This is a genomic window from Bacteroidota bacterium (genome assembly GCA_016721765.1).
Classification (GTDB): Bacteria; Bacteroidota; Bacteroidia; order UBA4408; family UBA4408; genus UBA4408.
Window position 1 is genome coordinate 436,021 of record JADKHO010000002.1, and the last position, 22,452, is coordinate 458,472.

Here is a 22,452-nt window from a genome sequence, read left to right on the forward strand (position 1 = left end):
GAAAAGCGCAACTTAGTCATGAATCAAACAATCGTTCAAAAAGCACGTTTTTCTATATGAATTTTAGTTTAGTTACAGAGTCTCCCCTTTGGTTTTCGATATTTTGTGTGCTTGCTGGGCTTGCTTATGCAGCGCTGCTGTACTATCGCGAAAGCAAATTAATTGAGGTTAAACCCTGGTTAAAAGTGCTGCTTGCTATTTTTCGATTTACAACCGTAACGCTCCTTGCTTTTCTTTTGCTCTCCCCCTTGCTAAAAACACTGTTTAGAGAAGTAGAAAAGCCTGTTATTGTTATTGCACAAGACAATTCCGAATCCATTGTCATTGGCAAAGATTCTTCATTTTACCGTATTGATTATCGCAAAAATTTAAATCAACTCATACAAACACTTAGCAATAAATACGAAGTCAGAACTTATTCTTTTGGCGAAAATTTGGGTACTTCAATACCATTTAGTTTTACTGAAAAGCAAAGCGATATATCAGCTTTCTTGAATGAAATAGATACGCGCTATTCCAATCGTAATTTAGGAGCAGTAGTAATTTGCTCAGATGGATTGTACAACAAAGGCGAAGATCCTGTATTTGCCTCCACTTCCATTAAAGCTCCCATTTATACTGTGGCACTAGGTGATACCACTGTTAAAAAAGATGTTGTTTTAACTAAAGTGCGACACAACCGTATGGCCTATTTAGGCAATACCTTTCCGGTCGAAATAACTGCAGATGCCCGTCAATACAAAGGAAAATCGGTACAATTGAGCATCACAAAAAATGAAGAAACGGTTTTTACGCAAGCTTTACAAATTACATCCGACCGTTTTACAAGTAACATCCCTGTTCAAATAAAAGCGGCTGAAAAGGGCTTGCAACGTTATCGCGTTAAGCTAACTACGCTGCCGGGTGAGGTTACCTATAGCAACAATGTGCAAGATATTTTTATTGAAGTAATGGATGGTCGCGAAAAGGTGTTGCTTCTTGCAGCTGCACCACACCCCGATATTGCAGCACTAAAGCAAGCAATTGAAAGCAATGAAAACTATGAGCTAACAGTTGCATGGGCTGCTGATTTTAATGGTTCATTTAGCACCTATAACTTAGTTATTTTGCATCAATTACCGAGTGAAACGAATTCAAATCCAAAGTTGATTAGCGATTTGGCGAAAAGCGATGTCCCCTTGTTATATATACTGGGCAATCAAAGTAACATTAACGCATTTAATGGACTAAGTGCTGGACTTTCAATCGGCGATAACCGCGGAAAGGCCAACGAATCACAGGGTATGCTCGAATCTGCTTTTAGTTTATTCACGCTTTCGGATGAAACACGAAATTTTATACCAAAGCTTCCCCCCTTACTCACACCTTACGGAAACTACAAACAAAATAATTCATCTACCACGTTTATCAGCCAAAAAATTGGAACGGTTCAAACTACTTATCCATTGATATTGTTTACCGATGTTAATTCTCGAAAGACAGGAGTGATTGCTGGAGAAGGCATTTGGCGCTGGCGTTTGGCCGATTTTGAAGCGCATCATAATCATACTATTTTTAATGAGCTCATTAATAAAACAGTTCAATACCTATCAGTGAAAGTAGACAAGAGTTTATTTCGAATTCTTGCAAAAAACAATTTCTTCGAAAATGAAATTATTCAATTTGATGCGGAGGTATATAATGACAGCTATGAATTGATTACAGATCCGGAAGTGAGTATTGAAATTATTACAGGTGACAACAAACGTTTCCCATTTTCATTTACCAAAACCGCAAATGCCTATCGACTAAGCGCAACAGCATTTCCGGTAGGTGAATACAAATATGAAGCACGTGTAAAAGTGGGTGAAAAATTGCTGACGCAGCGTGGAATTTTCACCGTGAGTCCATTGGTAGTAGAATCCATTAATACCACTGCCGACCATCAGTTACTTTATAATTTAGCGCAACAACACAATGGAGCAATGTACTACCCAAGTAACCTCGAAGCCTTGCAAAATAAGCTGCTTCAAAGGGAAGATATCAAACCGGTATCGTATTCCGAAAAAAAGTTGATGGAATTAATTAACCTCAAATGGGTGTTCTTTTTGCTTTTAACTTTACTCTCACTGGAGTGGTTTCTGCGCAAGCGAAATGGAAGTTATTAAATTTCCATCTAAAAAATCACCGCGACCTCAGCGCCTCCTTTGCCCACTCTGCGGTTAACTTATTACTTCACCCAATCCGCAATAAATAAATTGGTATCGTGTGAGCCGTGATTGTTGCGATTTGATGAGAACACAATTTTCTTACCATCTCTCGAAAACATTGGAAATGCGTTAAAATTGCTCTCCTGCGTTATTTTTTCTAAACCACTTCCATCCAGGTTCACGGTAAATAAATTAAAATTATATCCGCGCTCAGCGTCATGATTACTCGAAAAAATAATTTTATTTCCATCCGGTAAAAAATACGGCGCCCAATTGGCTTTACCCAAATGCGTTATTTGTTTCAAATCCGAACCATCTACATTGCAAGTATAAATTTCCATATTGGTAGGCATTACAAGCCCTTGAGCCAATAAATCTTTATACTCCTTTTGCTCCACTTCCGTTTGAGGGCGTGATGCGCGAAACACTAATTTTTTCCCATCCGGCGAAAAGAAGGCGCCACCGTCGTAACCCAAACCATTGGTTACTTGCTTTAAATTATTTCCGTATACATCCATGGTCCACAATTCCATATCGCCACTGCGAATGCTGGTAAATACAATTTTATTTCCGTCGGGCGATAGCGTTGCTTCGGCATCATAACCGGGGCTATTCGTTAATTGGGTGGTAATTGTGCCATTTAAATCGGCCACATATATATCAAACGATTCATACACCGCCCACAAATATTTATGATCGGCACGTGGAGCAGGATTGGGCGGACAAGCCTTATCCGCTGCATGCGTAGAAGCATATAAAATATGTTTCCCATCTTTCATAAAATAAGAACAGGTTGTGCGTCCATTACCGGTGCTTATTAATTTAGGATGGTATGCAGTATCTTTCGCTGCAGCTTCAATATTCAAATTAAAAATCTGATCACACTGCAAACCCCAATTTTTATTGTTGGATTGAAAGGATAAATTTTTATCATCAAAGCTAAAATAAGCTTCGGCATTATCGCCACCAAAGGTGAGTTGTTGAATATTCTTGAGGTGCTTTTCGGTTTGGGCTTTACTCATTAAACCAGTGAACAACAGGAATGAAGCTAAAAACAAGATATTTCTTTTCATAAATAAAATTAGGATTCAAAAATAGTCATAAATAAGCAAGCGTAATATTCATGTATTGCGCTTATGCATTGCGCAATTTAACATTTTTTAAAAAAATCCATTTTGAAAAAAAACATTTTTAAAAAATATTTGCCTCCCGATTTTAATACAAATTGATACCTATTATATGGATATAGTTATTGAAAATCTCACCAAAAAATATGGTCCTCAAAAGGCTGTCGACAACATTTCATTTCATGTAAAAACAGGCGAAGTACTTGGTTTTCTTGGCCCCAACGGTGCAGGAAAAACTACTACGATGAAAATTCTTGCCGGCTTAATAGCCCCCAATAAAGGAGAAGCGCGCATTGGCCAGTATTCAGTAAGGGAAAATCCGGAGGAAGTAAAAAAACTAATTGGGTATTTGCCCGAAAACAACCCCTTGTACCTCGACATGCCGGTGATTGATTATTTAAAATTTTCGGCTGCCATCCAAGGTGTGCCTAAAAGTCGTATCAGAGGCCGCATTCAAGAAATGATTTTAACCTGCGGTTTGATGGCCGAAAAGCATAAAAAAATTGGGGAGCTTTCTAAAGGATATCGCCAGCGTGTAGGTTTAGCTCAGGCTATGATTCATGACCCCAGGGTTTTAATTTTAGATGAACCCACAACCGGTTTGGATCCCAATCAAATCGTAGAAATTCGTCGCCTTATAAAAGAACTGGGAAAAGAAAAAACGGTTATTCTTAGTACACATATCTTACCTGAAGTAGAAGCCACATGCGACCGAATTTTAATCATCAGCAAAGGAAAAATTGCAGCAGATGGCACTTCCGAAAACTTGAGAAAACAATCTCAAGGGCGTGAATTGCTAAAGGTTCGCATTGAAGACGGGCATAGAAATGACATCATCCAACAATTACAAGCCTTGCCTCATGTTGGTCTCGTAGATCCCATTCGCGGAATCGAAAACTGCTACGAAGTGCAAAGCCGCGGTGATTATGGAAACAAAAGAGATATATTTTCACTCTGTGTAAAAAACAATTGGGTGCTCACCGAAATGACACCCATAGAAACCAAGCTGGAAGACCTGTTCAGAGACCTTACGGTGAAATAGTTGTTGAGTTCTGATGTCATCCTGAGCGAAGTCGAAGGAGAGTTATTGAGTTATTAATTTATTGAATTATTGAATTCAATAAAAACAGTTGCGATTTAAGAATATCCCCCGCTGGCGGGGGTTGGGGGTGGAATTGAACGCGGATTTATTATGAAGATTGAGTTTTTATTATGATTTATTTTTTTGAGCTATTGAGTTATTTAAATATTGAGTCATTGAATTTTTGAATTCAATTCGTTCAGTTGCGATTCAAGAATATCCCCCGCTGGCGGGGGCAGGGGGTGGAACAGAACGCAGATTTATAACGAAAATTGAGTTTTTTTATCGAATTATTAAATAATTAAATTTTAAGGATTACCCATAAATGTAAAACCTAAACTACCTAAAACAATTAATTTGAACTATGAATAAAATTTGGATTATTGCAAAACGCGAACTCGCCTCTTTTTTCGATTCGCTTATGGCGTATATCATGTTGGTGGCTTTTTTAGGCTTCAGCGGATTTTTTACTTGGCTCTATGGCGCCGATATATTTCTTCGGAACCAAGCCGATTTACAAGTATTTTTCAGCATTGCCTATTGGACCCTTTTCTTTTTTATCCCCGCCATAACCATGCGCATGCTGGCCGAAGAAAACAAATCCGGTACCATCGAATTACTACTTACAAAAGCAGTAACCGACTGGCAAGTAATTTTCGGAAAATTTTTGGCTTGCTTGGTGCTTATTGGTCTCGCGCTTGCGCTTACATTGCCCTATTATATTTCGGTATGGAAACTCGGTCCCATCGACCATGGCTCAGTTTGGGCCGGATACTTGGGACTATTGCTCATGTCGGCAACCTACATCAGTATCGGAATATTCACCAGCAGCATTACCAACAACCAGATTGTTGCCTTTTTATTGGCAATTTTTATCGGCATATTTTTCCATGTAATTTTTGATGTATTGGCACAAAGTTTTACCGGCACCATTGGTGGATTCTTCAACTACTTGAGCCTATCCTCGCACTTTGAATCCATTTCCAGGGGAGTAATCGATAGCAAAGACCTGGTGTATTTTTTCTCTGTAATATTTCTTGGACTTATTTTATCTGAAATTACCTTATCAAAACGAAACATCGCAGAATAATCCGTATGAAAACAAAAAAATCTATACTCAACTTTATACTTCTCTCCCTTGGCGTATTGGTGCTTATTAACGTGCTTTCAGACCGGTATTTTTTCCGACTCGACTTTACAGCTGACAAGCGCTATACGCTCAATAAAGCCACTACCGATATATTAAGCAGCTTAACTCAACCGGTTACAGTTAAAGCTTATTTCTCCGAAAATTTACCGCCTGATGTGGCCAAAACCCGTCGTGATTTTAAAGAGTTATTGGTGGAATATGCCAATCGTTCTAATGGCAAAATTGTGTATCAATTCATCAATCCGAATGAAAAGGAAGAAATAGAGCAACAAGCAGCTCAAGCAGGTATACAACCCGTCATGATTAATGTACGCGAAAAAGATCAGGTAAAGCAACAAAAAGCCTATTTAGGTGCGGAATTGCAAATGGGCGATCGTACTGAAGTTATCCCCTTTATGCAACCCGGAGCAGCCATGGAGTTTGCGCTTTCCTCGAGCATAAAAAAATTGTCGGTGCAAAACAAACCGGTTATAGGCCTGCTCCAAGGCCATGGCGAACCCAATTTGCAAGCGCTCCAGCAAGCTTACAGCGCGTTGGCGGTATTGTATGAAGTACAAACAGTTACTTTAAACGACAGCACTCCCCTCTCCGACCAAATTAAAACCCTTGCCATTATTGACCCCAAAGACACCTTCCCGCAAAGCGATTTACAGCACATTGAGCAGTTTATGGCCAAAGGAAAAAATGTATTCATTGCTTACAGCCACGAAAATGCCGACTTAAGCAAAGCCACTGGTACGGCGCGACACACCGGCTTGGAAGATTGGTTGGCTCTAAAGAAAATTAACATCGAAGATCAAATAATCGTGGATGCCTTGTGCGGCAATGTGAACGTAATGCAGCAGCAAGGCGGATTTTCGTTTAACACGCAAATGCAATTTCCGTATTTTCCACTTATCAATAAATTCGAAGACCATCCGGTTACAAAAGGCTTGGAGCAAGTAGTTTTACGTTTTCCAAGTCCAATTAAATATACCGGCGATTCCTCCCTTAAGTTTATCCCTATCCTTAAATCCAGCGATAAATCAGGTACTCAGCAGTCAAATTCATTTTTTAATGTGCAAAAACAATGGACCAATGCCGATTTCCCCTTACATCACTTAACCATTGGAGCTGCAGTGAGCGGAAATATTGCGGGCGGTGCCGCTTCAAAAATGGTGGTGATTGCCAACGGCGATTTTGCGGTGAATGGCGAAGGTCAGCAGGCGGCGCAACAATTGCCACCCGATAATGTGAATTTATTAGTAAACGCAATCGATTGGCTTTCGGACGATACCGGATTAATTGAACTCCGCACCAAAGGTGTTACTTCGCGCCCACTCGATCAAACCGAAGAGGGTACGAAAACATTTTACAAATACTTCAATTTTTTGCTGCCCATTTTACTCATCATTGCCTATGGTTTTATCCGCATGCAACTAAAGCGAAGTCAGCGTGTGCGCCGCATGGAAGAAGATTTTTTCAATTAAGAAATTCAATTTACAAAAACGATGTCAAAAATATTCAACACAAAAATACTCCTCCTAGTAATTGCTGTTTTACTTGCCATTCTGGCGCTCAGCAAATTTCAATCAGATAAAACCGACAATACCTTTAACGAAGCGTTTGCCAATATCGACAGTACTTCCGTAAACCAAATTTTAATTTATCCTAAACAAGAAAAAGGCAAAGAAATTAAAATCAATCGCAACGGAAAAAATTGGGAGCTGCAATTCGATAAGCTTAAAACAAGTGCCGACAACGACGCTGTGCGCAATTTATTAGCCGCATTTGTAAACGTAAAAGCCTTGAGTTTAGGGGCGCAAGACAAATCCGGCTGGAAAAACTTGCAAATTGACGATACCGCAGGAACGCGCATAAAATTTGTAACCAACAATCAAACCTATGATTTTATGCTCGGAAAGTTTAGCTATAATGCCTCCTCACGCAATGGGATGTCGTATATTCGAAATACAGCAGAAGAACCGGTGTATGCGGTGGAGGGCTACATGTCGCTATTAATGAACGAAGGACTTAACACTTGGCGTAAGAAAACGGTCATTAGTGGAAATAAAAGTAATTGGACCAGCCTAACATTTACCTATCCCAGCGACAGCAGTTTTGTGCTCAATAAGCAAAACAACCAATGGCTGCTGAATGGAGTGCCGGCCGATTCCACCAAAGTGAATCAATATTTAACCACGCTCGAAACCCTAAAATGTGCAGCCTTTGTCGAAGGCTATACACCCAATGCATCACCGCTTTACAGCTTAACTATTCAAGGAAACAATCAGGCGCAAGCCATAAATGTGTTGGCCTACCCAGCCGATTCGGTGCAAAAGTTAATAGTGCATTCCAATCAAAATAACGATGCCTATTTCAGCGAAGGCAGAGGAAGCATTGCACGACAAATTTTTGTCGGAAAAGCCGGTTTAATAAACTAATTTGCGATTTCATTTGGGCGACTACCGCCTCCAAAAAAGGCGGTACCGGGCTGTCACTACTCGCTTTTTGCTGGGCGGAAAAGCCGGCGCAAAAGAGCTCAAACAGGCCGTTCCATCCCTGTCGCAAATGCAAATTACATGTATAATATTGTTCTAAAAAATTAAAGAGATGATTTAAAAATCAATTCTTGATTTATAGTCATTCCCACTCATCGACTAAAATCAAAGGCTCGTAAAATTCCATTTGAATTAGTTCAAGATTAATAGAATATTTGAGTGTTAGTTAACGACTTTCTAACCGCCAACACCGAAAAGCGCATAAGTAGGTATCTTCAAAAAATAATCACTATGCATATTCATTACCAAAAACTTAAATCAAACAAATTCGCGCAAGCCTTTTTAGCATTTTTAATTTGCTTCAGTACAATGGCCAACGCACAATCCAATACCTTTTGGCCACCTGCTTTGGGGGTGCAAAATAGTCCGGCTAACAATAATCAGGTTACTACCAGTATTCTTGGCGGGCAGGGCGAAAATGTTTTTATTGGACACGAAACAGCACTCAATAACACAGCGGGTTCAAACACCCATGTGGGTTACAGAGCAGGTCACAGCAGCATGACATTTAACAACACACTCATTGGAAGCCGCTCCGGTTGGAACATTACCAGTGGAGGAAATAATACTTTTGTGGGAACCTGGTCGGGTTATTCCATGATTGGCGGATTCAACAATACCTTTATGGGATTTCAATGCGGCTTTATGAACACGAATGGCACAGGGAATGTATTTTTAGGAAAACTAGCCGGATATGCCAATTTAGGCTCATATAATATTGCTATTGGTTGGCATACCGGATACGGGGATAATGCAACCGGTACCGAAAATATTTTTATTGGAAAAAATACCGGTCGCTTTTTCACCACCGGATTTAGCAACGTTGCCATGGGTACATATAGCGCGCACTTGCTCAGCTCCGGCACAAACAATACCTTTATTGGCGGGCGTTCAGGTTATGCTGTAACAACAGGTGGCTATAATTCATTTTTTGGCTACAATAGCGGCGATTCGGTAACTACCGGATCCGACAATACCTTTATGGGCGACAGTGCCGGTTTTGGCGTTTATACCGGCAGTGGGAATACTTTTATTGGAAAGTTAACTAAAAGCAATGGTCCCGGTTCATTCGATTGCACATTACTCGGAAAGGATGCTTCCATTGCAGGCTCAAATCACAACAATGCTGCTGCTTTGGGTGCCGGTGCAACTGCCAATTGCAACAACTGCATGGTACTGGGAAATGGTTCTGCTGCTCAAGATTATTCCGTAACAATGGGAACAACACATGGCCCCCTTGCTAATTTACATGTAGGTGATTACACAACCTCGCCAAACGACCATTCCACACGTGTAAAATTCGAAGACTTGCAGCTCATCCCTGCTACACGTACCCTCGTTTCCGACGATGCAGGAAATATCACTTACCTAAATGGGCTGCCGCAAAATCTAGGTTTAAGCGCAACTTGCACCACACCTAATTTTATTCCTTTTTGGACAAACGACAATAAACTTGGATGCAGCATTATTCAACAAAGCACCAATTTAGCCAATTGCAGCTCCGGTAAACATTCGGGCGTTGGTATTGCCGGGCCACCACTTGCCATTTCATCTAACGGTTGTAATTGCTATCGTTTAGCATTAACGGTTTATGGAAGCGGATTGGCTTCCGGCGGAATTTTTATTGCCTCTGATAAAAAATTCAAAAAAAATATTGAGCCATTAAAAGGTTCATTAGAGCATGTTTTAAAACTCAATGGTTTGCAGTACGAATATAATACCGAAGCCTATCCAGAAATGCAATTCCCGGATGCAAAATCTTATGGCTTTATTGCTCAGGATATTCAAAAATATTTTCCCGAATTGGTCATTAAAACCGACAACGACTTTTTGGCTGTTAACTACGAAGGTTTAGTTCCGGTGTTGGTGGAGGCTATGAAAGAACAGCAAAAACAAATTGAAGAAAAATCAACTGAAGTAAGCACACTGAAGTCCGAATTAGCTGAATTAAGCCGCAAACAAAGCGAGTTTGAGCAAGCTTTAAGTCAGTGTTGTACCAGCTTCGAAAGTAAATCCAGCACAAACACCACAGGCTCCAACTCGGCAGAAATTGCGACACTTCAACAAAATGTACCCAACCCCTTTACCGAAAAATCTACCATCTCATTTTACATCCCAAAATCCGCATCAAAAGCAGCGATTAAAATTTATATGCTGGATGGAACTGCTGTAAAAAGCATCGATATCTTAACAAGAGGAATGGGACAAGTGGAAGTAGCAGCAAATTCTCTCACATCAGGAACCTACGTATATCACTTGCTAATTGATGGTAAGCAAATAGATTCTAAATTGATGACCTTAACGAAATAATAAAATTTCACCCGTCATTGCGAGGCACGAAGCAATCTTTTGAATAGAAAAGTGCACACCATAGCAAAAGATTGCTTTGAAAGCTCCTCAACCGCGCAATGACGTTAATAGGGACTGTCATTGCGAGGAACTAAGCAATCTTTTCATATAGAGCTGCTTTTGAAACTGCGAACCGCAATAAGATTCATTTGAAGTCTTTATTACATTTCTTTCTAAAAGGCTCAAAAGAAAAAGCCCCCAGCGAATTTTAATCGCTGAGGGCTTTATAATTTTATACAGACTATTCCTCTTTGGCTTTCTTTTTCTTACCCTTAGTTACTTTAAGAGTGATTTCCTTTTTCTCGGCATCAAAGCCCACATCAATCACATCGCCTTCACTCAGTTTTGATTTTATGATTTCTTCAGCTAAAGGATCTTCCAAGTATTTTTGAATTGCCCTTTTTAATGGACGTGCTCCAAAACTGCTATCGTAGCCCTTTTCAGCAATAAAATCTTTGGCCTCTTCTGTCATCTTAATCTTAAAGCCTAAAGTGTCGATTCTACCATATAAATTCGCCAATTCAATATCAATAATTTGGTGTATGTCTTCGCGGCTAAGTGAATTAAATATTACCACATCATCAATCCGATTCAAGAATTCCGGTGCAAATGCTTTTTTTAATGCATTTTCAATCACACTTTTAGCATTGGCATCGCTTGCGCCTGATTTTGCCGCTGTGGTAAATCCAACACCCTGTCCAAAATCTTTCAATTGGCGTGAACCAATGTTGGAAGTCATGATGATGATGGTATTTTTAAAATCAATTTTTCTTCCCAAACTATCCGTCAATTGTCCATCATCCAAAGCTTGAAGCAATAAATTAAATACATCCGGATGCGCCTTTTCAATTTCGTCTAACAACACAACTGAATACGGCTTTCTGCGAATTTTTTCAGTTAACTGTCCGCCTTCTTCATAACCCACATATCCCGGAGGTGCCCCAATTAAACGTGAAACCGCAAATTTTTCCATGTATTCGCTCATGTCAATGCGCACCAAGGCATCATCACTATCAAACAAATACTTACTTAAAATCTTTGCTAATTGCGTTTTTCCTACACCGGTAGGACCTAAGAAAATAAAAGAACCAATAGGTTTGTTCGGATCTTTTAAACCGGCACGGTTACGCTGAATGGCCTTTACAATTTTGCGAATGGCATCGTCTTGTCCAATTACTTTACCGTGAATGGAATCGTACATGGTTAACAAACGAGAGCTTTCATTTTGAGCGATACGTTGCACCGGCACACCTGTCATCATGGCTACCACTTCCGCAACATTATCTTCGCTCACCATTTCTCGGTTGTTCTTGGTTTCTTCCTCCCACACTTTTTTTGCTGCTTCTAATTGTTCGAGCAATTGGCGCTCTGTATCACGCAATTTTGCAGCTTCTTCGTATTTCTGGCTGCGAACAACTTTATTTTTTTGAGATTTAACTTCCTCTAATTTCTTCTCAATATCAATCACATTTTGTGGTACATTAATGTTGGTAATGTGCACCCTCGCTCCTACTTCATCCATGGCATCAATAGCCTTATCGGGAAGGTGGCGATCGCTGAGGTAGCGTTGTGTAAGCGTTACACAAGCTTTTAATGCCTCATCCGTATAAGTTACGTTGTGATGGTCTTCGTATTTTTCTTTGATGTTTTTTAAAATTTCTAAGGATTCTTCTTCATTGGCTGGTTCCACAAGCACCTTCTGAAAACGTCTTTCTAATGCTCCATCTTTTTCGATGTATTGACGGTATTCATCTAAAGTAGTGGCTCCAATGCATTGAATTTCACCTCTGGCTAAAGCCGGCTTAAACATGTTGCTGGCATCTAAAGATCCCGAAGCACCGCCTGCACCGATAATGGTATGTATTTCATCAATAAACAAAATCACATCCGGCGATTTTTCCAATTCGTTCATTACCGCCTTCATGCGCTCTTCAAACTGTCCGCGGTATTTTGTTCCCGCAACTAAAGAGGCTAAATCCAAGGTAACGACGCGCTTTCCAAATAAGGTGCGCGATACTTTTTTCTGAACAATGCGCAAAGCCAAACCTTCGGCAATAGCTGATTTTCCAACTCCCGGCTCACCAATTAAAATGGGATTGTTCTTTTTTCGGCGGCTAAGAATTTGAGAAACGCGTTCAATTTCTTTCTCGCGGCCTACAATTGGGTCTAATTTATCTTCTTCAGCTGCTTTAGTTAAATCACGTCCAAAATTATCAAGTACCGGAGTTTTTGATTTGGGATCAACCGGTTTTTTAGCACCTTGTGTAAAGCTGCTTGCATCATCTGCATCATCGTCTTCGCTGGCACTTCCCGGCAAATCAGCTCGGGGAGCATCACCCATTGAGGAAGCATCAGGGTTGGTAAGCAATAATTCCAATTCTGCTTTCACCGCTTCATAATCCACATTAAACTTTGCTAATATGGAAGCAGCCAAATTGTCTTCCACTTTTAAGATGGAGAGCAACAAATGCTCGGTTCCAATCATGGCACTCTTAAACACTTTTGCTTCCAGATAAGTAATTTTCAAAGCCTTTTCCGCTTGCTTAATAAGTGGAATGTTTTGTAAATTGTTGGTGGGCTTGGCAGGAGTTTTTATGGATTGCTCAATAAATCTGCGCAATTCAGTCAGGTTTACACCCAAAGCTTGCATAATTTTTATCGCCATTCCTTCGCCGTCTCTGATAATTCCCAGCAATAAATGTTCTGTGCCAATATAGTCGTGACCTAATCGCAACGCCTCTTCCCTGCTGTAGGTGATAACGTCTTTAACCCGGGGTGAAAATTTCGCTTCCATAAATTTCTTTTTTAAACTGTTACACTATATACGCTTGAAGTACCCACTGTGTTCAGCAAATCAAAACTATTTTTTGAACAATTCAAAATTATACAAACAAAAGTGAGCTTTTTTTTCAACAAATTCAATTTTTAAACAAAGAAATTGTTAATAAATTGCCTTGATTTTTTTGGCTTTCCGTGCTCCTATTTTGTGTATCTTCGGGCTTCAAATTTTTAAGGAAATTAACAAACTTAATGCAAAACTAATTTAACGGATAAAATGGCAGACGGAGAAAGAATTATTAAGATTAACATTGAAGAAGAAATGAAAACCGCTTACATCGATTATTCGATGTCGGTAATTGTGAGCCGTGCATTACCCGATGTACGTGACGGATTGAAACCGGTTCACCGAAGAGTACTTTACGGAATGCTCGACCTTGGCGTGTTTAGCAACCGACCTTATAAAAAATCAGCAAGAATTGTTGGAGAGGTTTTAGGAAAATATCACCCGCATGGCGATACTTCTGTATACGATGCGATGGTGCGTATGGCGCAAGAATGGAGTTTACGCTATCCCTTAGTGGATGGTCAAGGTAACTTTGGTTCGGTGGATGGAGATAGTCCGGCTGCAATGCGTTATACTGAGGCCCGCTTAAAAAAGATTGCAGAAGAAATGTTGGCCGATATTGAGAAGGATACCGTTGATTTTCGTTTGAACTTTGATGATTCCTTGGAAGAGCCTACCGTTTTGCCTTCTAAATTGCCTAACTTATTATTAAATGGCGCCTCGGGTATTGCTGTAGGTATGGCCACCAATATGCCACCACATAATTTACGTGAAGTAGTGGATGCAACCATTGCTTACATCGACAATCGTGAAATAGATATTGCAGGTTTAATGCAGCATATTAAAGCACCTGATTTTCCTACTGGTGGTATTATTTATGGATACGATGGTGTGCGCAGTGCTTTTGAAACAGGAAGAGGTAGAATTGTGCTTCGTGCGCAACATACTATCGAAACAACTGCTTCCGGAAGAGAGCGCATTATTGTAACTGAAATTCCGTATCAAATCAACAAGGCGGAAATGATTAAGAAGACTGCTGATTTGGTTAACGATAAAAAGATAGAAGGCATCAGCAATATTTTTGACGAAAGCGACCGCAGCGGAATGCGCATTGTGTATGAAGTTAAAAAGGATGCCATCACGAATGTAGTGGTTAACAAACTATTCAAATACACCGAATTACAGACTTCGTTCAGCGTTAACAACATTGCTTTGGTAAAAGGTCGGCCAATGATGCTGAACTTGAAAGACATGTTGCATCATTTCGTGGAGCACCGTCATGAAGTGGTTATTCGCAGAACAAAATTCGAATTGGCTCAGGCCGAAAAGAGAGCACATATCTTAGAAGGTTATTTAATTGCCCTCGACCATTTGGACGAAGTAATTAAGATGATTCGTGAATCAGCTACCCCTCAGGCGGCTCAAGATGGCTTGATGGCGAGCTTCGGATTAAGCGAAATTCAAGCTAAAGCAATACTTGAGATGCGCTTACGTGTACTCACTGGTTTAGAGAGAGATAAGATTAAAGATGAGTATACCGAATTAATGAAAACAATTGCCTTCTTGAAATCCATTTTAGCGGATGAAGGCTTACGCATGCAAATCATAAAAGATGAGTTATTAGAGCTGAAAGAAAAGTATGGCGATGCCCGCAAATCTGAAATCGTGTACTCTGCGGAGGATTTTAGAATTGAAGATATGATTGCAGATGAGGAAATTGTTATTACGGTTTCACATTTGGGCTATATTAAAAGGACACAGTTAAGCGAATATAAAACTCAAAATCGCGGTGGAAAAGGCTCTAAAGGAAGTGCCACCCGTGAGGAGGATTTCTTAGAACATTTATTCACGGCAAGTACCCATAACTATTTATTGTTTTTTACCGAGCAAGGTAAATGCTACTGGATGCGTGCTTTTGAGATTCCTGAAGGCACCAAACAAAGTAAAGGCCGCGCCATTCAAAACCTATTGAACATTGCTCCTGACGATAAGATTAAGGCTTACATTAATGTGAAAGACTTAACGGATGAAGAATATTTGAACAATAACTTCATTATTATGTGTACTAAAAAAGGTACCATCAAAAAAACAAGTCTGAAAGCTTACTCCCGTCCTCGTCAAAATGGTATTAATGCCATTAATGTAAAAGATGGAGATACATTGTTGGAAGCAAAATTAACCAACGGTAGCAACGAAATTATGTTGGCATCTAAAGCAGGTAAGCTAGTTCGATTCCCAGAAGAAAAAGCACGTGCCATTGGTCGTAATGCAACCGGAGTGCGTGGTATTCGCTTAGGTTCTGAAACGGATGAGGTAATTGGTATGATTTGTATCAGTGACCCAAAAAGCAATGTATTGGTTGTTTCTGAAACCGGTTATGGTAAGCGCTCTGACATAGATGAGTACCGTGTTACAAACCGTGGCGGTAAAGGGGTAAAAACCATCAACATCACCGAAAAAACCGGTAATTTAATTGCGCTTAAAGATGTTACCGATGAAAACGATATCATGATTATTAATAAATCGGGTATTACCATTCGTTTAGCTGTAGCTGATTTACGTGTAATTGGTCGCGCTACTCAAGGTGTTAAGTTTATTGACTTAGGCAAGAACGACGAAATTGCCGCGGTTGCAAAAGTAGATGCCGAGCCGGAAGAGGAAATTTCCTTGGATGAAAACGGTAATCCAATTGTTGCAGAAGGAACAGATATGACCGGAGAAAACAATGATGAGCAGGATACAACCGGAAGCAATCCCGCAACAGAAGAAGATAATAAATAACCCTAAATAAAATACATGTATGAAGAAAGCAGTTGTTTTACTGGCCTTAGTAGGACTATCAACACTCGTAAATGCACAAAATAAGAATATCGTAAGTGCGATAAATTATTTTGGGTATTTTATGAAAGATAAAAATGCCAGCGATTTGGCAGAAGCTAAAAAGTATATCGATTTAGCTACAGAGCATGAGGAAACAAAAACCAAAGCGAAGATGTGGATTAATCGTGCTCAAATTTATCAAGCTATCAGCGATAGCAAAGATGAAAAAGCGAAAGCATTAAGCCCGAATCCGCTGGAGGAAGCAGCAAAAGCTTATCAGCAAACCATTAAGTATGACGAAAAAAAGGTGTACACTGAAGCACCCGGTAACTTGATGTATTGTGCCAATTCCTTCTTAAACACAGGCGTTGCCTTTTTTAATGAAAAGAATTATGGAAAAGCAGTTGAATACTTCGAAAAATCAATACAAATTAACAAGGAGAGCTTCAACAAAATTGATTCGAATGCTATTTTTAATGCTTCCTTAGCGGCTGATAGAGGGAATATGACCGATAAGGCCAAGCTTTATTTTCAGCAATTGATTGATATGAATTATGGAGGAGCGGCTGATGGTGCGCGTAACTATTCCATGTTGGCTGCGGTGTATAACAAGGAAAACAACACCGAAAAATACTTGGCAACTATTGCTGCAGGTCGTAAAGCTTTTCCGAACGATAAAGACTTAATTATTGAAGAATTAAACTTTTATTTAAAAGCCGGTAAAGATAAAGAAGCCCTCGCAAACCTTGATTTAGCGATTAAAAATGACCCTACTAATCAAACTTTGCATTTTGCCTTGGGTACCATTTACGATAAGTTAGAGCAATACGAGAATGCTGAAGCAGCATATAAAAAAGCAATTGAAATTAAGCCGGACTATTTTGATGCCTTATATAACTTAGGAGCCTTGTATTTTAATCGTGGTGCCAAGCAAACCAGTTTGGCAAACGATATTAAAGATGATGCGAAATACAGAGCAGCAATGGTAAAAGTAGACGATATTTTTAAGCAATCACTCCCCTATTTAGAAAAAGCGGAACAAGTTGGCTCGGAGGATAAAGTTACCTTTAAGGATTTGCTAAATACACTAAAATCCTTGTATGCTAGAACTGAGCAAACCGAAAAAATGAATGCGATTAAAGAAAAATTAAAAAACTATTAATTATATACGCTGGAGACATGAAAAAATTAAGCATTGTACTTTTTGTACTAACCATTTCCCTGACTAGCTTAGCAGCCGGTGATCATTTAGGAAAACCACAGCAAGTGGATGGATTAAGTGTGTTTATAATGAGTGAACCGGTGGATGCTTATTACAAGCTAGGACAAGTAGGTTCCGGAACAAGTTCTAAACTGAATGAAATGCTTAAACAAGCGATTAAAAATGTAAAAAAACAATACCCCGATGCAGATGGGATAATATTTGACCCGGAGAAAAACCTGGGATACGGCATAAAATTTAAATAATAAACTAACTCGCAAAAACGCCTCGTTCATTAATTTGGGTGAGGCGTTTTTTATTTTTGAAAAGATGACTTCTAAAGAAAAAAAGATACAGGATTTTAATCCGAATGATGTTGGAAATAATAACAATGGAGTTTTTGGATTGCCGTTCACCACGGATGAAGCTGAATTGGTAATTATTCCATTCCCGTGGGAAGTTACAGTAAGCTACAAGCCCGGAACAGCAAGTGCTCCGCTAGATATTTTAGAGGCCTCACGACAAATCGATTTATATGAACCAACAATAAGAGATGCTTGGAAGTTAGGCATTGCCATGGATGAATATCCGCAAGATTGGTTTGAAAAAAGTTCCGAATTACGCCAAAAAGCGGAAGAATGCATTGCAGTGTTGGCGGATGGTGGTAGCAGCGAACATCACGATATTCAGCGTATTCAAAAAGAAATTTTAGCCGAAACGATTGCATTTAATGCATGGGTAAAAGCACGTGCTTTGCATTTTATTTCGCAAGGTAAATTAGTGGTTGGCTTGGGTGGAGATCACAGCACACCACTGGGTTTGATAAATGCCTTGAGTGAAGTGCATGATTCTTTTGCCATATTGCAATTGGATGCGCACTGCGACTTGCGTGAAGCCTATGAAGGATTCGAGTTTTCGCATGCCTCCATCATGTACAATGCATTAAAAAATGAGCGGGTATCGGGATTGGTGCAAGTTGGGATCCGCGATTATTGCGAAGAAGAGGTAAACTACATTGCGCGCTCGAATGGGCGTGTTAAGGCTTTTTACGACCGTGATATGAAACGCAATTCTTACAACGGCATCAGCATTGCGCAGCAGCATCAACAAATTATTTCGTATTTGCCTGAAAAGGTTTATTTAAGTTTTGACATTGATGGATTAGATCCTAAACTTTGTCCCAATACAGGAACGCCGGTTGCAGGCGGAATGGAATTTGAAGAAGCCTTGCATTTAATAGAGCAACTGGTAAGCAGTGGCCGAAAAATTATTGGTTTTGATTTAAATGAAACGGGATGTGGCGAAGGAGATTGGGATGCGAATGTTGCTGGACGATTACTGTATCGTATTTGCAACTTGATGGCACAATCGAACGGGAGAATAAAGTGAGCAAATAATTTTATTACATTTGCACCATTCATTAATAAAAAAATTAAAATGGGAAAAGGAGATAAAAAATCCAAAAAAGGAAAAATTACAATTGGTTCTTATGGAGTTAAAAGAAGAAGAGTAGGTTCAAAAGTTGCCGCAGTAAATCCGGGACTTGCCGCTGCTCCGGCCAAAGAAAAAAAAGCTGCCGTTAAAAAATCAGCACCAAAAAAAGAAGCCGCTCCAAAAAAGGAAGCCGCTCCAAAAGCAAAAACTTCTAAGAAAAAAGAATAATACTTTAAAATCCCAACCCAAGAGTTGGGATTTTTTATTTTTACAAACATGAAAAACAAGTCGCTCCTACTTCCTTTTTTTATTGCCTTTTTAATGTGTTTAGGTGTTAAAAACACTTGGGCGCAAGACACCATTTATAAACGAAATGGGGATATAATTGTAGCCCAATTATTAGAAGTAACACCACAACTCATTAAATTTAAGAAAATAGAATTGCCAGACGGCCCCATTTATAGCTTAGAGCGCAAAGAGCTATTTATGATTCGGTATAAAAATGGAACGAAGGATTTGTTTTTAGACGAAAAACCAGTTGCCACAGATGACTATGCGGTTGCGCCGATTCCCAAAAAGCGTAACCCAAGAGAAGATATGCGAACCGATTCTCCCATTAGTATTGACGGTTATCATTACAGCATTGGCTATTTTAGTTTAAGCCCCAAAAAAGTAGATGAATTGATACTCAGCAAAAACGATAAACCTTTAAGTTTAATGGTGAAAAGTGCGCAAAGCGATAAACATACTTCCAAGCTTTTGGCCTTTGCCCCTATTCCCCTTGGAGTAGGTTCCTACATTACTTTAATTGCCGGAAGCATATCTGCAGGCAACTACGGTGCCTATCCCACCAACTATCTCGCTTTTGGAGGAATCCTAGCAGTTGCTGCGCTTGGTACAGGAATTACCTCCATTGTTTTGAATGTGCGCAGTAAAAAAATGCGAAAGGAAGCTGTGATGCACTATAATTTAACTTATTTCGGAAGCAGGTAATTAATCCTGTTTTGCTTTATCCTTTTTAAGCACATACATCGAGACGAATATGCTTATTTCATAAAGCAGGTAAAGTGGAAATGCAACTAATAATTGTGACGTTATATCCGGAGATGGCGTAATAACAGCTGCCACAATCAAAATTACAATTACTGCATGCTTTCTATACTTGCGCATAAATTCGGGTGACATAAGTCCAATCTTGGTTAAAAAATAAACCAATATGGGCAACTCAAACACGATTCCAGATGCAAGGGTTATGGTGGTGATGGTTGAAATGAATGAATCCATTGCAATCATGTTTTTTACATCGTTGCTAATTTGATAATTCCCTAAAAAATTAATTGATAATGGTGCTATGATGTAATAGCCGAAAACTACACCTATCACAAATAAAAAAGTAGTAAAAAAAACGATTCCGGTGGTATACTTGCGTTCGCTTTCTTTTAAACCGGGCTTTACAAAGCGCCATATCTCCCAAATAACATAAGGAAATCCTAATATTATACCGGCCACAAATGCAATCCACATGTGCATGGTGAATTGGCCGGAGAGTTCAGTATTTATTAATTCAAAATTCAGGTTTTTGATACAAAGCGCATCACCTAAGCCTAAAAAATTAGACAGGCGGCACATTTGCACATAGGTCCAAAAATCAGCATGACGGGGCGCAAAAATAATTTTATCGAATACTATCTCACGGTAAGTGAAAGCGAGGATAGCAAGCGAAAAAACGGCGATTGCAGCACGCACCAAATGCCAGCGCAAAGCTTCCAAATGGTCGAGAAACGACATTTCTGAATTGGGGTCGGCAGCTTTCTTAAATCGTTCGAACATATTTTTGAAAATCGCGCAAAGGTAAGTAAAAAGAGCAGGCCTAATTTTTATACCTGAAATAATTTCAAAAAAAAAGAGGCGGACAAATGCCCGCCTCTCATTAAAAACGAATAAACTAATTAGTTAATGGTAACTTTTTTAACATCAACAGAAGTTCCGTTAGTAGCTTTGATAGAATAAATTCCTTTTGAGAAATTAGTTAAATCAAGTGCATGTTTACCGGCAGCAAGTTTTGATTCAGTATACACCAATGCACCCATTGCATTGTACACTTCAATTTTAGTTGAACCTGAAACGGTTGTAAAATTAACAAGACCTGTAGAAGGGTTTGGATAAATAGAAACCAAATCAGAAGAAATTTCTTTCACGCCAACTGGACCAGCATCATGCAATAAAACATCATCCAAACGCAAAGCGATAGTGTTGGTTACATCTGAATTGATAGCTTTAAAACCTATGTGATAAGTACCAGTTGTAGGAACTGTAAATGTTAAAGTATCTTCATAATAAATACCATCACCTGTCATTGCAGCATCTGCTTCAAGGGTTTGAGTCATTGCAGGAACGTTATCGCCAGTACCCACATAAACACCTAATGAACCAGCATAATTAAGTGATAATCTTTTATAGAAAGTTAATTTATAATTATTTGTTGATTGAAGTTCTACGCAAGTAGTAAACAACCAATCTTCCGAAGCACCATTAACGTTATTTTCGAAAGCTCTTATAGACTGAGCAGCAGAAATATTACCTACGTTTGAAATAGCCCAAGTAAATCCAGTTCCATCCACATCTTCGGTATTCCAACCTAATGGAAGAGAAGCACCTTCGAAGTCTTCGGTAAGATCACCTGCAGTTAAGTTAACTGTAACATTGCTAATTACTGCACTGTCGCCATCGTTAGCGGTATTTCCATCCGCAACAACACCAGAGTTTGAATAAAATGCATAATCACCTGAAACTGATAAATCGGCAGTAGCAGCAAAAACGAAATGAGCGGTGTCGCCAATTGCAATTGAATCGTTAAAATTTTCAGTAATGGTAGCACCACCGTTAAAGCTATAAGATACAGGGAAATTTCCAATTTTAGAAAGACCGTAATTTGAAATTGTAATTTCAATTGGAGTAGCATTTGTTAAGCCACAACCTGAAGCAGTATTAATTTGAGAAACACCGCCATCAACACTTGAAGGCGTGTAAACATTTACTTCATCGATACCAATATTATCACTGTTAGCTCCATTTGGTCCACCATCAGCAACAGCATAACGTATTGCAAAACGTGCATTTGCACCGGCAGTAGCAACAAAGAATGTTTTCAATTCCCAGTTACCTGATGTAGTTACTTCAAAGTTTCCTAATTGAACCCAAGTAGTAGCTTCCGGAATAGAATCTCCTGCATCAGAATACATTACACGAATTGAATCCGGGAAATTTGAATTAGTTACGCTAATGGAATAAAATGAAATAGCATCACCAATGTTAACATTCAATGCGGGTAAAACTAACCAATTATCGATTGTAACTCCTGTTGCGCCTGCAACTGAGTTAAAATTTGATTGCACAAAAGAATCAGGTGCACCATTGTAAGCAGGTTGAAAGTTTGGATTTCCTTGAAACCACATTGGAGCTGTACCAAGCGCTCCACCACGGAAATAAGGAAGGTAACCACGTGCCTTTAACCCATCTGTATCATTAGGAAGACTAAAATCATCGTGAAATTGAGCATTCGCAGATGAAATGGAAAGTAGCGAAATAATGGCAATAAATAAAGTTTGTAAAGTAATTTTTTTCATGTTTTATTGTTAAAGGGTTTAATAGATTAAATTTTTCCAAATGTACGCATCAATTTTAATCCTACAACCCTATTCAGCGATTTTCGACAG

At 39.3% G+C, this 22,452-nt stretch carries 16 protein-coding genes; 12 read left to right on the forward strand and 4 right to left on the reverse strand.

The window, feature by feature from the left end:
* Nucleotides 1–56 precede the first annotated feature (56 nt).
* Nucleotides 57–2,147 (forward strand): hypothetical protein, encoded by a 2,091-nt coding sequence (locus IPP32_10195; protein MBL0048451.1) that lies wholly within the window; start codon nucleotides 57–59, stop codon nucleotides 2,145–2,147.
* Between the two features lie 62 nt (nucleotides 2,148–2,209).
* On the opposite strand, the gene IPP32_10200 is transcribed toward IPP32_10195, so the two are convergent.
* Nucleotides 2,210–3,262 carry a PD40 domain-containing protein gene (locus IPP32_10200; GenBank protein MBL0048452.1) on the reverse strand — a complete coding sequence of 351 codons (1,053 nt, stop codon included), beginning with the start codon at nucleotides 3,260–3,262 and terminating at the stop codon, nucleotides 2,210–2,212.
* Nucleotides 3,263–3,428: 166 nt separating this feature from the next.
* Here IPP32_10200 and IPP32_10205 point away from each other — a divergent pair, with 166 nt between their 5' ends.
* The 5 genes from IPP32_10205 (at nucleotide 3,429) to IPP32_10225 (ending at nucleotide 10,397) form a co-directional block, all read left to right on the forward strand.
* A complete protein-coding gene (locus IPP32_10205; protein ID MBL0048453.1) occupies nucleotides 3,429–4,358 on the forward strand; it encodes an ATP-binding cassette domain-containing protein in 930 nt (309 codons plus the stop codon).
* Between the two features lie 403 nt (nucleotides 4,359–4,761).
* Complete coding sequence (locus tag IPP32_10210) at nucleotides 4,762–5,487, forward strand: ABC transporter permease subunit (protein ID MBL0048454.1); 726 nt, start codon at nucleotides 4,762–4,764, stop codon at nucleotides 5,485–5,487.
* Nucleotides 5,488–5,492: 5 nt separating this feature from the next.
* Complete coding sequence (locus tag IPP32_10215) at nucleotides 5,493–7,016, forward strand: Gldg family protein (protein ID MBL0048455.1); 1,524 nt, start codon at nucleotides 5,493–5,495, stop codon at nucleotides 7,014–7,016.
* 21 nt (nucleotides 7,017–7,037) lie between these two features.
* Nucleotides 7,038–7,970 (forward strand): DUF4340 domain-containing protein, encoded by a 933-nt coding sequence (locus IPP32_10220; GenBank protein ID MBL0048456.1) that lies wholly within the window; start codon nucleotides 7,038–7,040, stop codon nucleotides 7,968–7,970.
* 426 nt (nucleotides 7,971–8,396) lie between these two features.
* Entirely contained in the window at nucleotides 8,397–10,397 is a 2,001-nt protein-coding gene (locus IPP32_10225) for a tail fiber domain-containing protein (protein MBL0048457.1), read from the forward strand.
* A 280-nt stretch (nucleotides 10,398–10,677) separates the two neighbouring features.
* Here the strand turns inward: IPP32_10225 and IPP32_10230 are convergent, their stop codons facing one another.
* Nucleotides 10,678–13,230, reverse strand: a complete 2,553-nt coding sequence (locus IPP32_10230) for an ATP-dependent Clp protease ATP-binding subunit (protein MBL0048458.1) — start codon at nucleotides 13,228–13,230, stop codon at nucleotides 10,678–10,680.
* A gap of 261 nt (nucleotides 13,231–13,491) precedes the next feature.
* Here IPP32_10230 and gyrA point away from each other — a divergent pair, with 261 nt between their 5' ends.
* From gyrA to IPP32_10260, 6 genes are all read left to right on the forward strand, one after another.
* Nucleotides 13,492–16,062: a DNA gyrase subunit A gene (gyrA, locus tag IPP32_10235; protein MBL0048459.1), complete on the forward strand. Its 2,571-nt coding sequence runs from the start codon at nucleotides 13,492–13,494 to the stop codon at nucleotides 16,060–16,062.
* A 19-nt stretch (nucleotides 16,063–16,081) separates the two neighbouring features.
* Nucleotides 16,082–17,263 (forward strand): tetratricopeptide repeat protein, encoded by a 1,182-nt coding sequence (locus IPP32_10240; GenBank protein MBL0048460.1) that lies wholly within the window; start codon nucleotides 16,082–16,084, stop codon nucleotides 17,261–17,263.
* Nucleotides 17,264–17,280: 17 nt separating this feature from the next.
* Nucleotides 17,281–17,568: a hypothetical protein gene (locus IPP32_10245; GenBank protein MBL0048461.1), complete on the forward strand. Its 288-nt coding sequence runs from the start codon at nucleotides 17,281–17,283 to the stop codon at nucleotides 17,566–17,568.
* A gap of 64 nt (nucleotides 17,569–17,632) precedes the next feature.
* Nucleotides 17,633–18,691 (forward strand): agmatinase family protein, encoded by a 1,059-nt coding sequence (locus IPP32_10250; protein MBL0048462.1) that lies wholly within the window; start codon nucleotides 17,633–17,635, stop codon nucleotides 18,689–18,691.
* A gap of 48 nt (nucleotides 18,692–18,739) precedes the next feature.
* The gene (locus tag IPP32_10255) at nucleotides 18,740–18,964 is read left to right on the forward strand and encodes a 30S ribosomal protein THX (protein MBL0048463.1); all 225 of its coding nucleotides are present in this window, start codon (nucleotides 18,740–18,742) and stop codon (nucleotides 18,962–18,964) included.
* A 48-nt stretch (nucleotides 18,965–19,012) separates the two neighbouring features.
* Entirely contained in the window at nucleotides 19,013–19,729 is a 717-nt protein-coding gene (locus IPP32_10260; protein MBL0048464.1) for a hypothetical protein, read from the forward strand.
* On the opposite strand, the gene tatC is transcribed toward IPP32_10260, so the two are convergent.
* Nucleotides 19,730–20,524, reverse strand: coding sequence for a twin-arginine translocase subunit TatC (tatC, locus tag IPP32_10265; protein ID MBL0048465.1), 795 nt, complete (start codon nucleotides 20,522–20,524; stop codon nucleotides 19,730–19,732). It abuts the gene before it with no gap.
* A gap of 161 nt (nucleotides 20,525–20,685) precedes the next feature.
* Nucleotides 20,686–22,362 carry a T9SS type A sorting domain-containing protein gene (locus IPP32_10270; protein MBL0048466.1) on the reverse strand — a complete coding sequence of 559 codons (1,677 nt, stop codon included), beginning with the start codon at nucleotides 22,360–22,362 and terminating at the stop codon, nucleotides 20,686–20,688.
* Between the last annotated feature and the right edge of the window lie 90 nt (nucleotides 22,363–22,452).

Coding starts and splice junctions, on each gene's coding strand:
- IPP32_10250 (MBL0048462.1), top strand. CDS start 17,633: ATGACTTCTAAAGAAAAAAAGATACAGGATTTTAATCCGAATGATGTT.
- IPP32_10240 (MBL0048460.1), top strand. CDS start 16,082: ATGAAGAAAGCAGTTGTTTTACTGGCCTTAGTAGGACTATCAACACTC.
- gyrA (MBL0048459.1), top strand. CDS start 13,492: ATGGCAGACGGAGAAAGAATTATTAAGATTAACATTGAAGAAGAAATG.
- IPP32_10255 (MBL0048463.1), top strand. CDS start 18,740: ATGGGAAAAGGAGATAAAAAATCCAAAAAAGGAAAAATTACAATTGGT.
- IPP32_10230 (MBL0048458.1), bottom strand. CDS start 13,230: ATGGAAGCGAAATTTTCACCCCGGGTTAAAGACGTTATCACCTACAGC.
- IPP32_10210 (MBL0048454.1), top strand. CDS start 4,762: ATGAATAAAATTTGGATTATTGCAAAACGCGAACTCGCCTCTTTTTTC.
- IPP32_10195 (MBL0048451.1), top strand. CDS start 57: ATGAATTTTAGTTTAGTTACAGAGTCTCCCCTTTGGTTTTCGATATTT.
- IPP32_10215 (MBL0048455.1), top strand. CDS start 5,493: ATGAAAACAAAAAAATCTATACTCAACTTTATACTTCTCTCCCTTGGC.
- IPP32_10200 (MBL0048452.1), bottom strand. CDS start 3,262: ATGAAAAGAAATATCTTGTTTTTAGCTTCATTCCTGTTGTTCACTGGT.
- IPP32_10260 (MBL0048464.1), top strand. CDS start 19,013: ATGAAAAACAAGTCGCTCCTACTTCCTTTTTTTATTGCCTTTTTAATG.
- tatC (MBL0048465.1), bottom strand. CDS start 20,524: ATGTCGTTTCTCGACCATTTGGAAGCTTTGCGCTGGCATTTGGTGCGT.
- IPP32_10270 (MBL0048466.1), bottom strand. CDS start 22,362: ATGAAAAAAATTACTTTACAAACTTTATTTATTGCCATTATTTCGCTA.
- IPP32_10205 (MBL0048453.1), top strand. CDS start 3,429: ATGGATATAGTTATTGAAAATCTCACCAAAAAATATGGTCCTCAAAAG.
- IPP32_10220 (MBL0048456.1), top strand. CDS start 7,038: ATGTCAAAAATATTCAACACAAAAATACTCCTCCTAGTAATTGCTGTT.
- IPP32_10245 (MBL0048461.1), top strand. CDS start 17,281: ATGAAAAAATTAAGCATTGTACTTTTTGTACTAACCATTTCCCTGACT.
- IPP32_10225 (MBL0048457.1), top strand. CDS start 8,397: ATGGCCAACGCACAATCCAATACCTTTTGGCCACCTGCTTTGGGGGTG.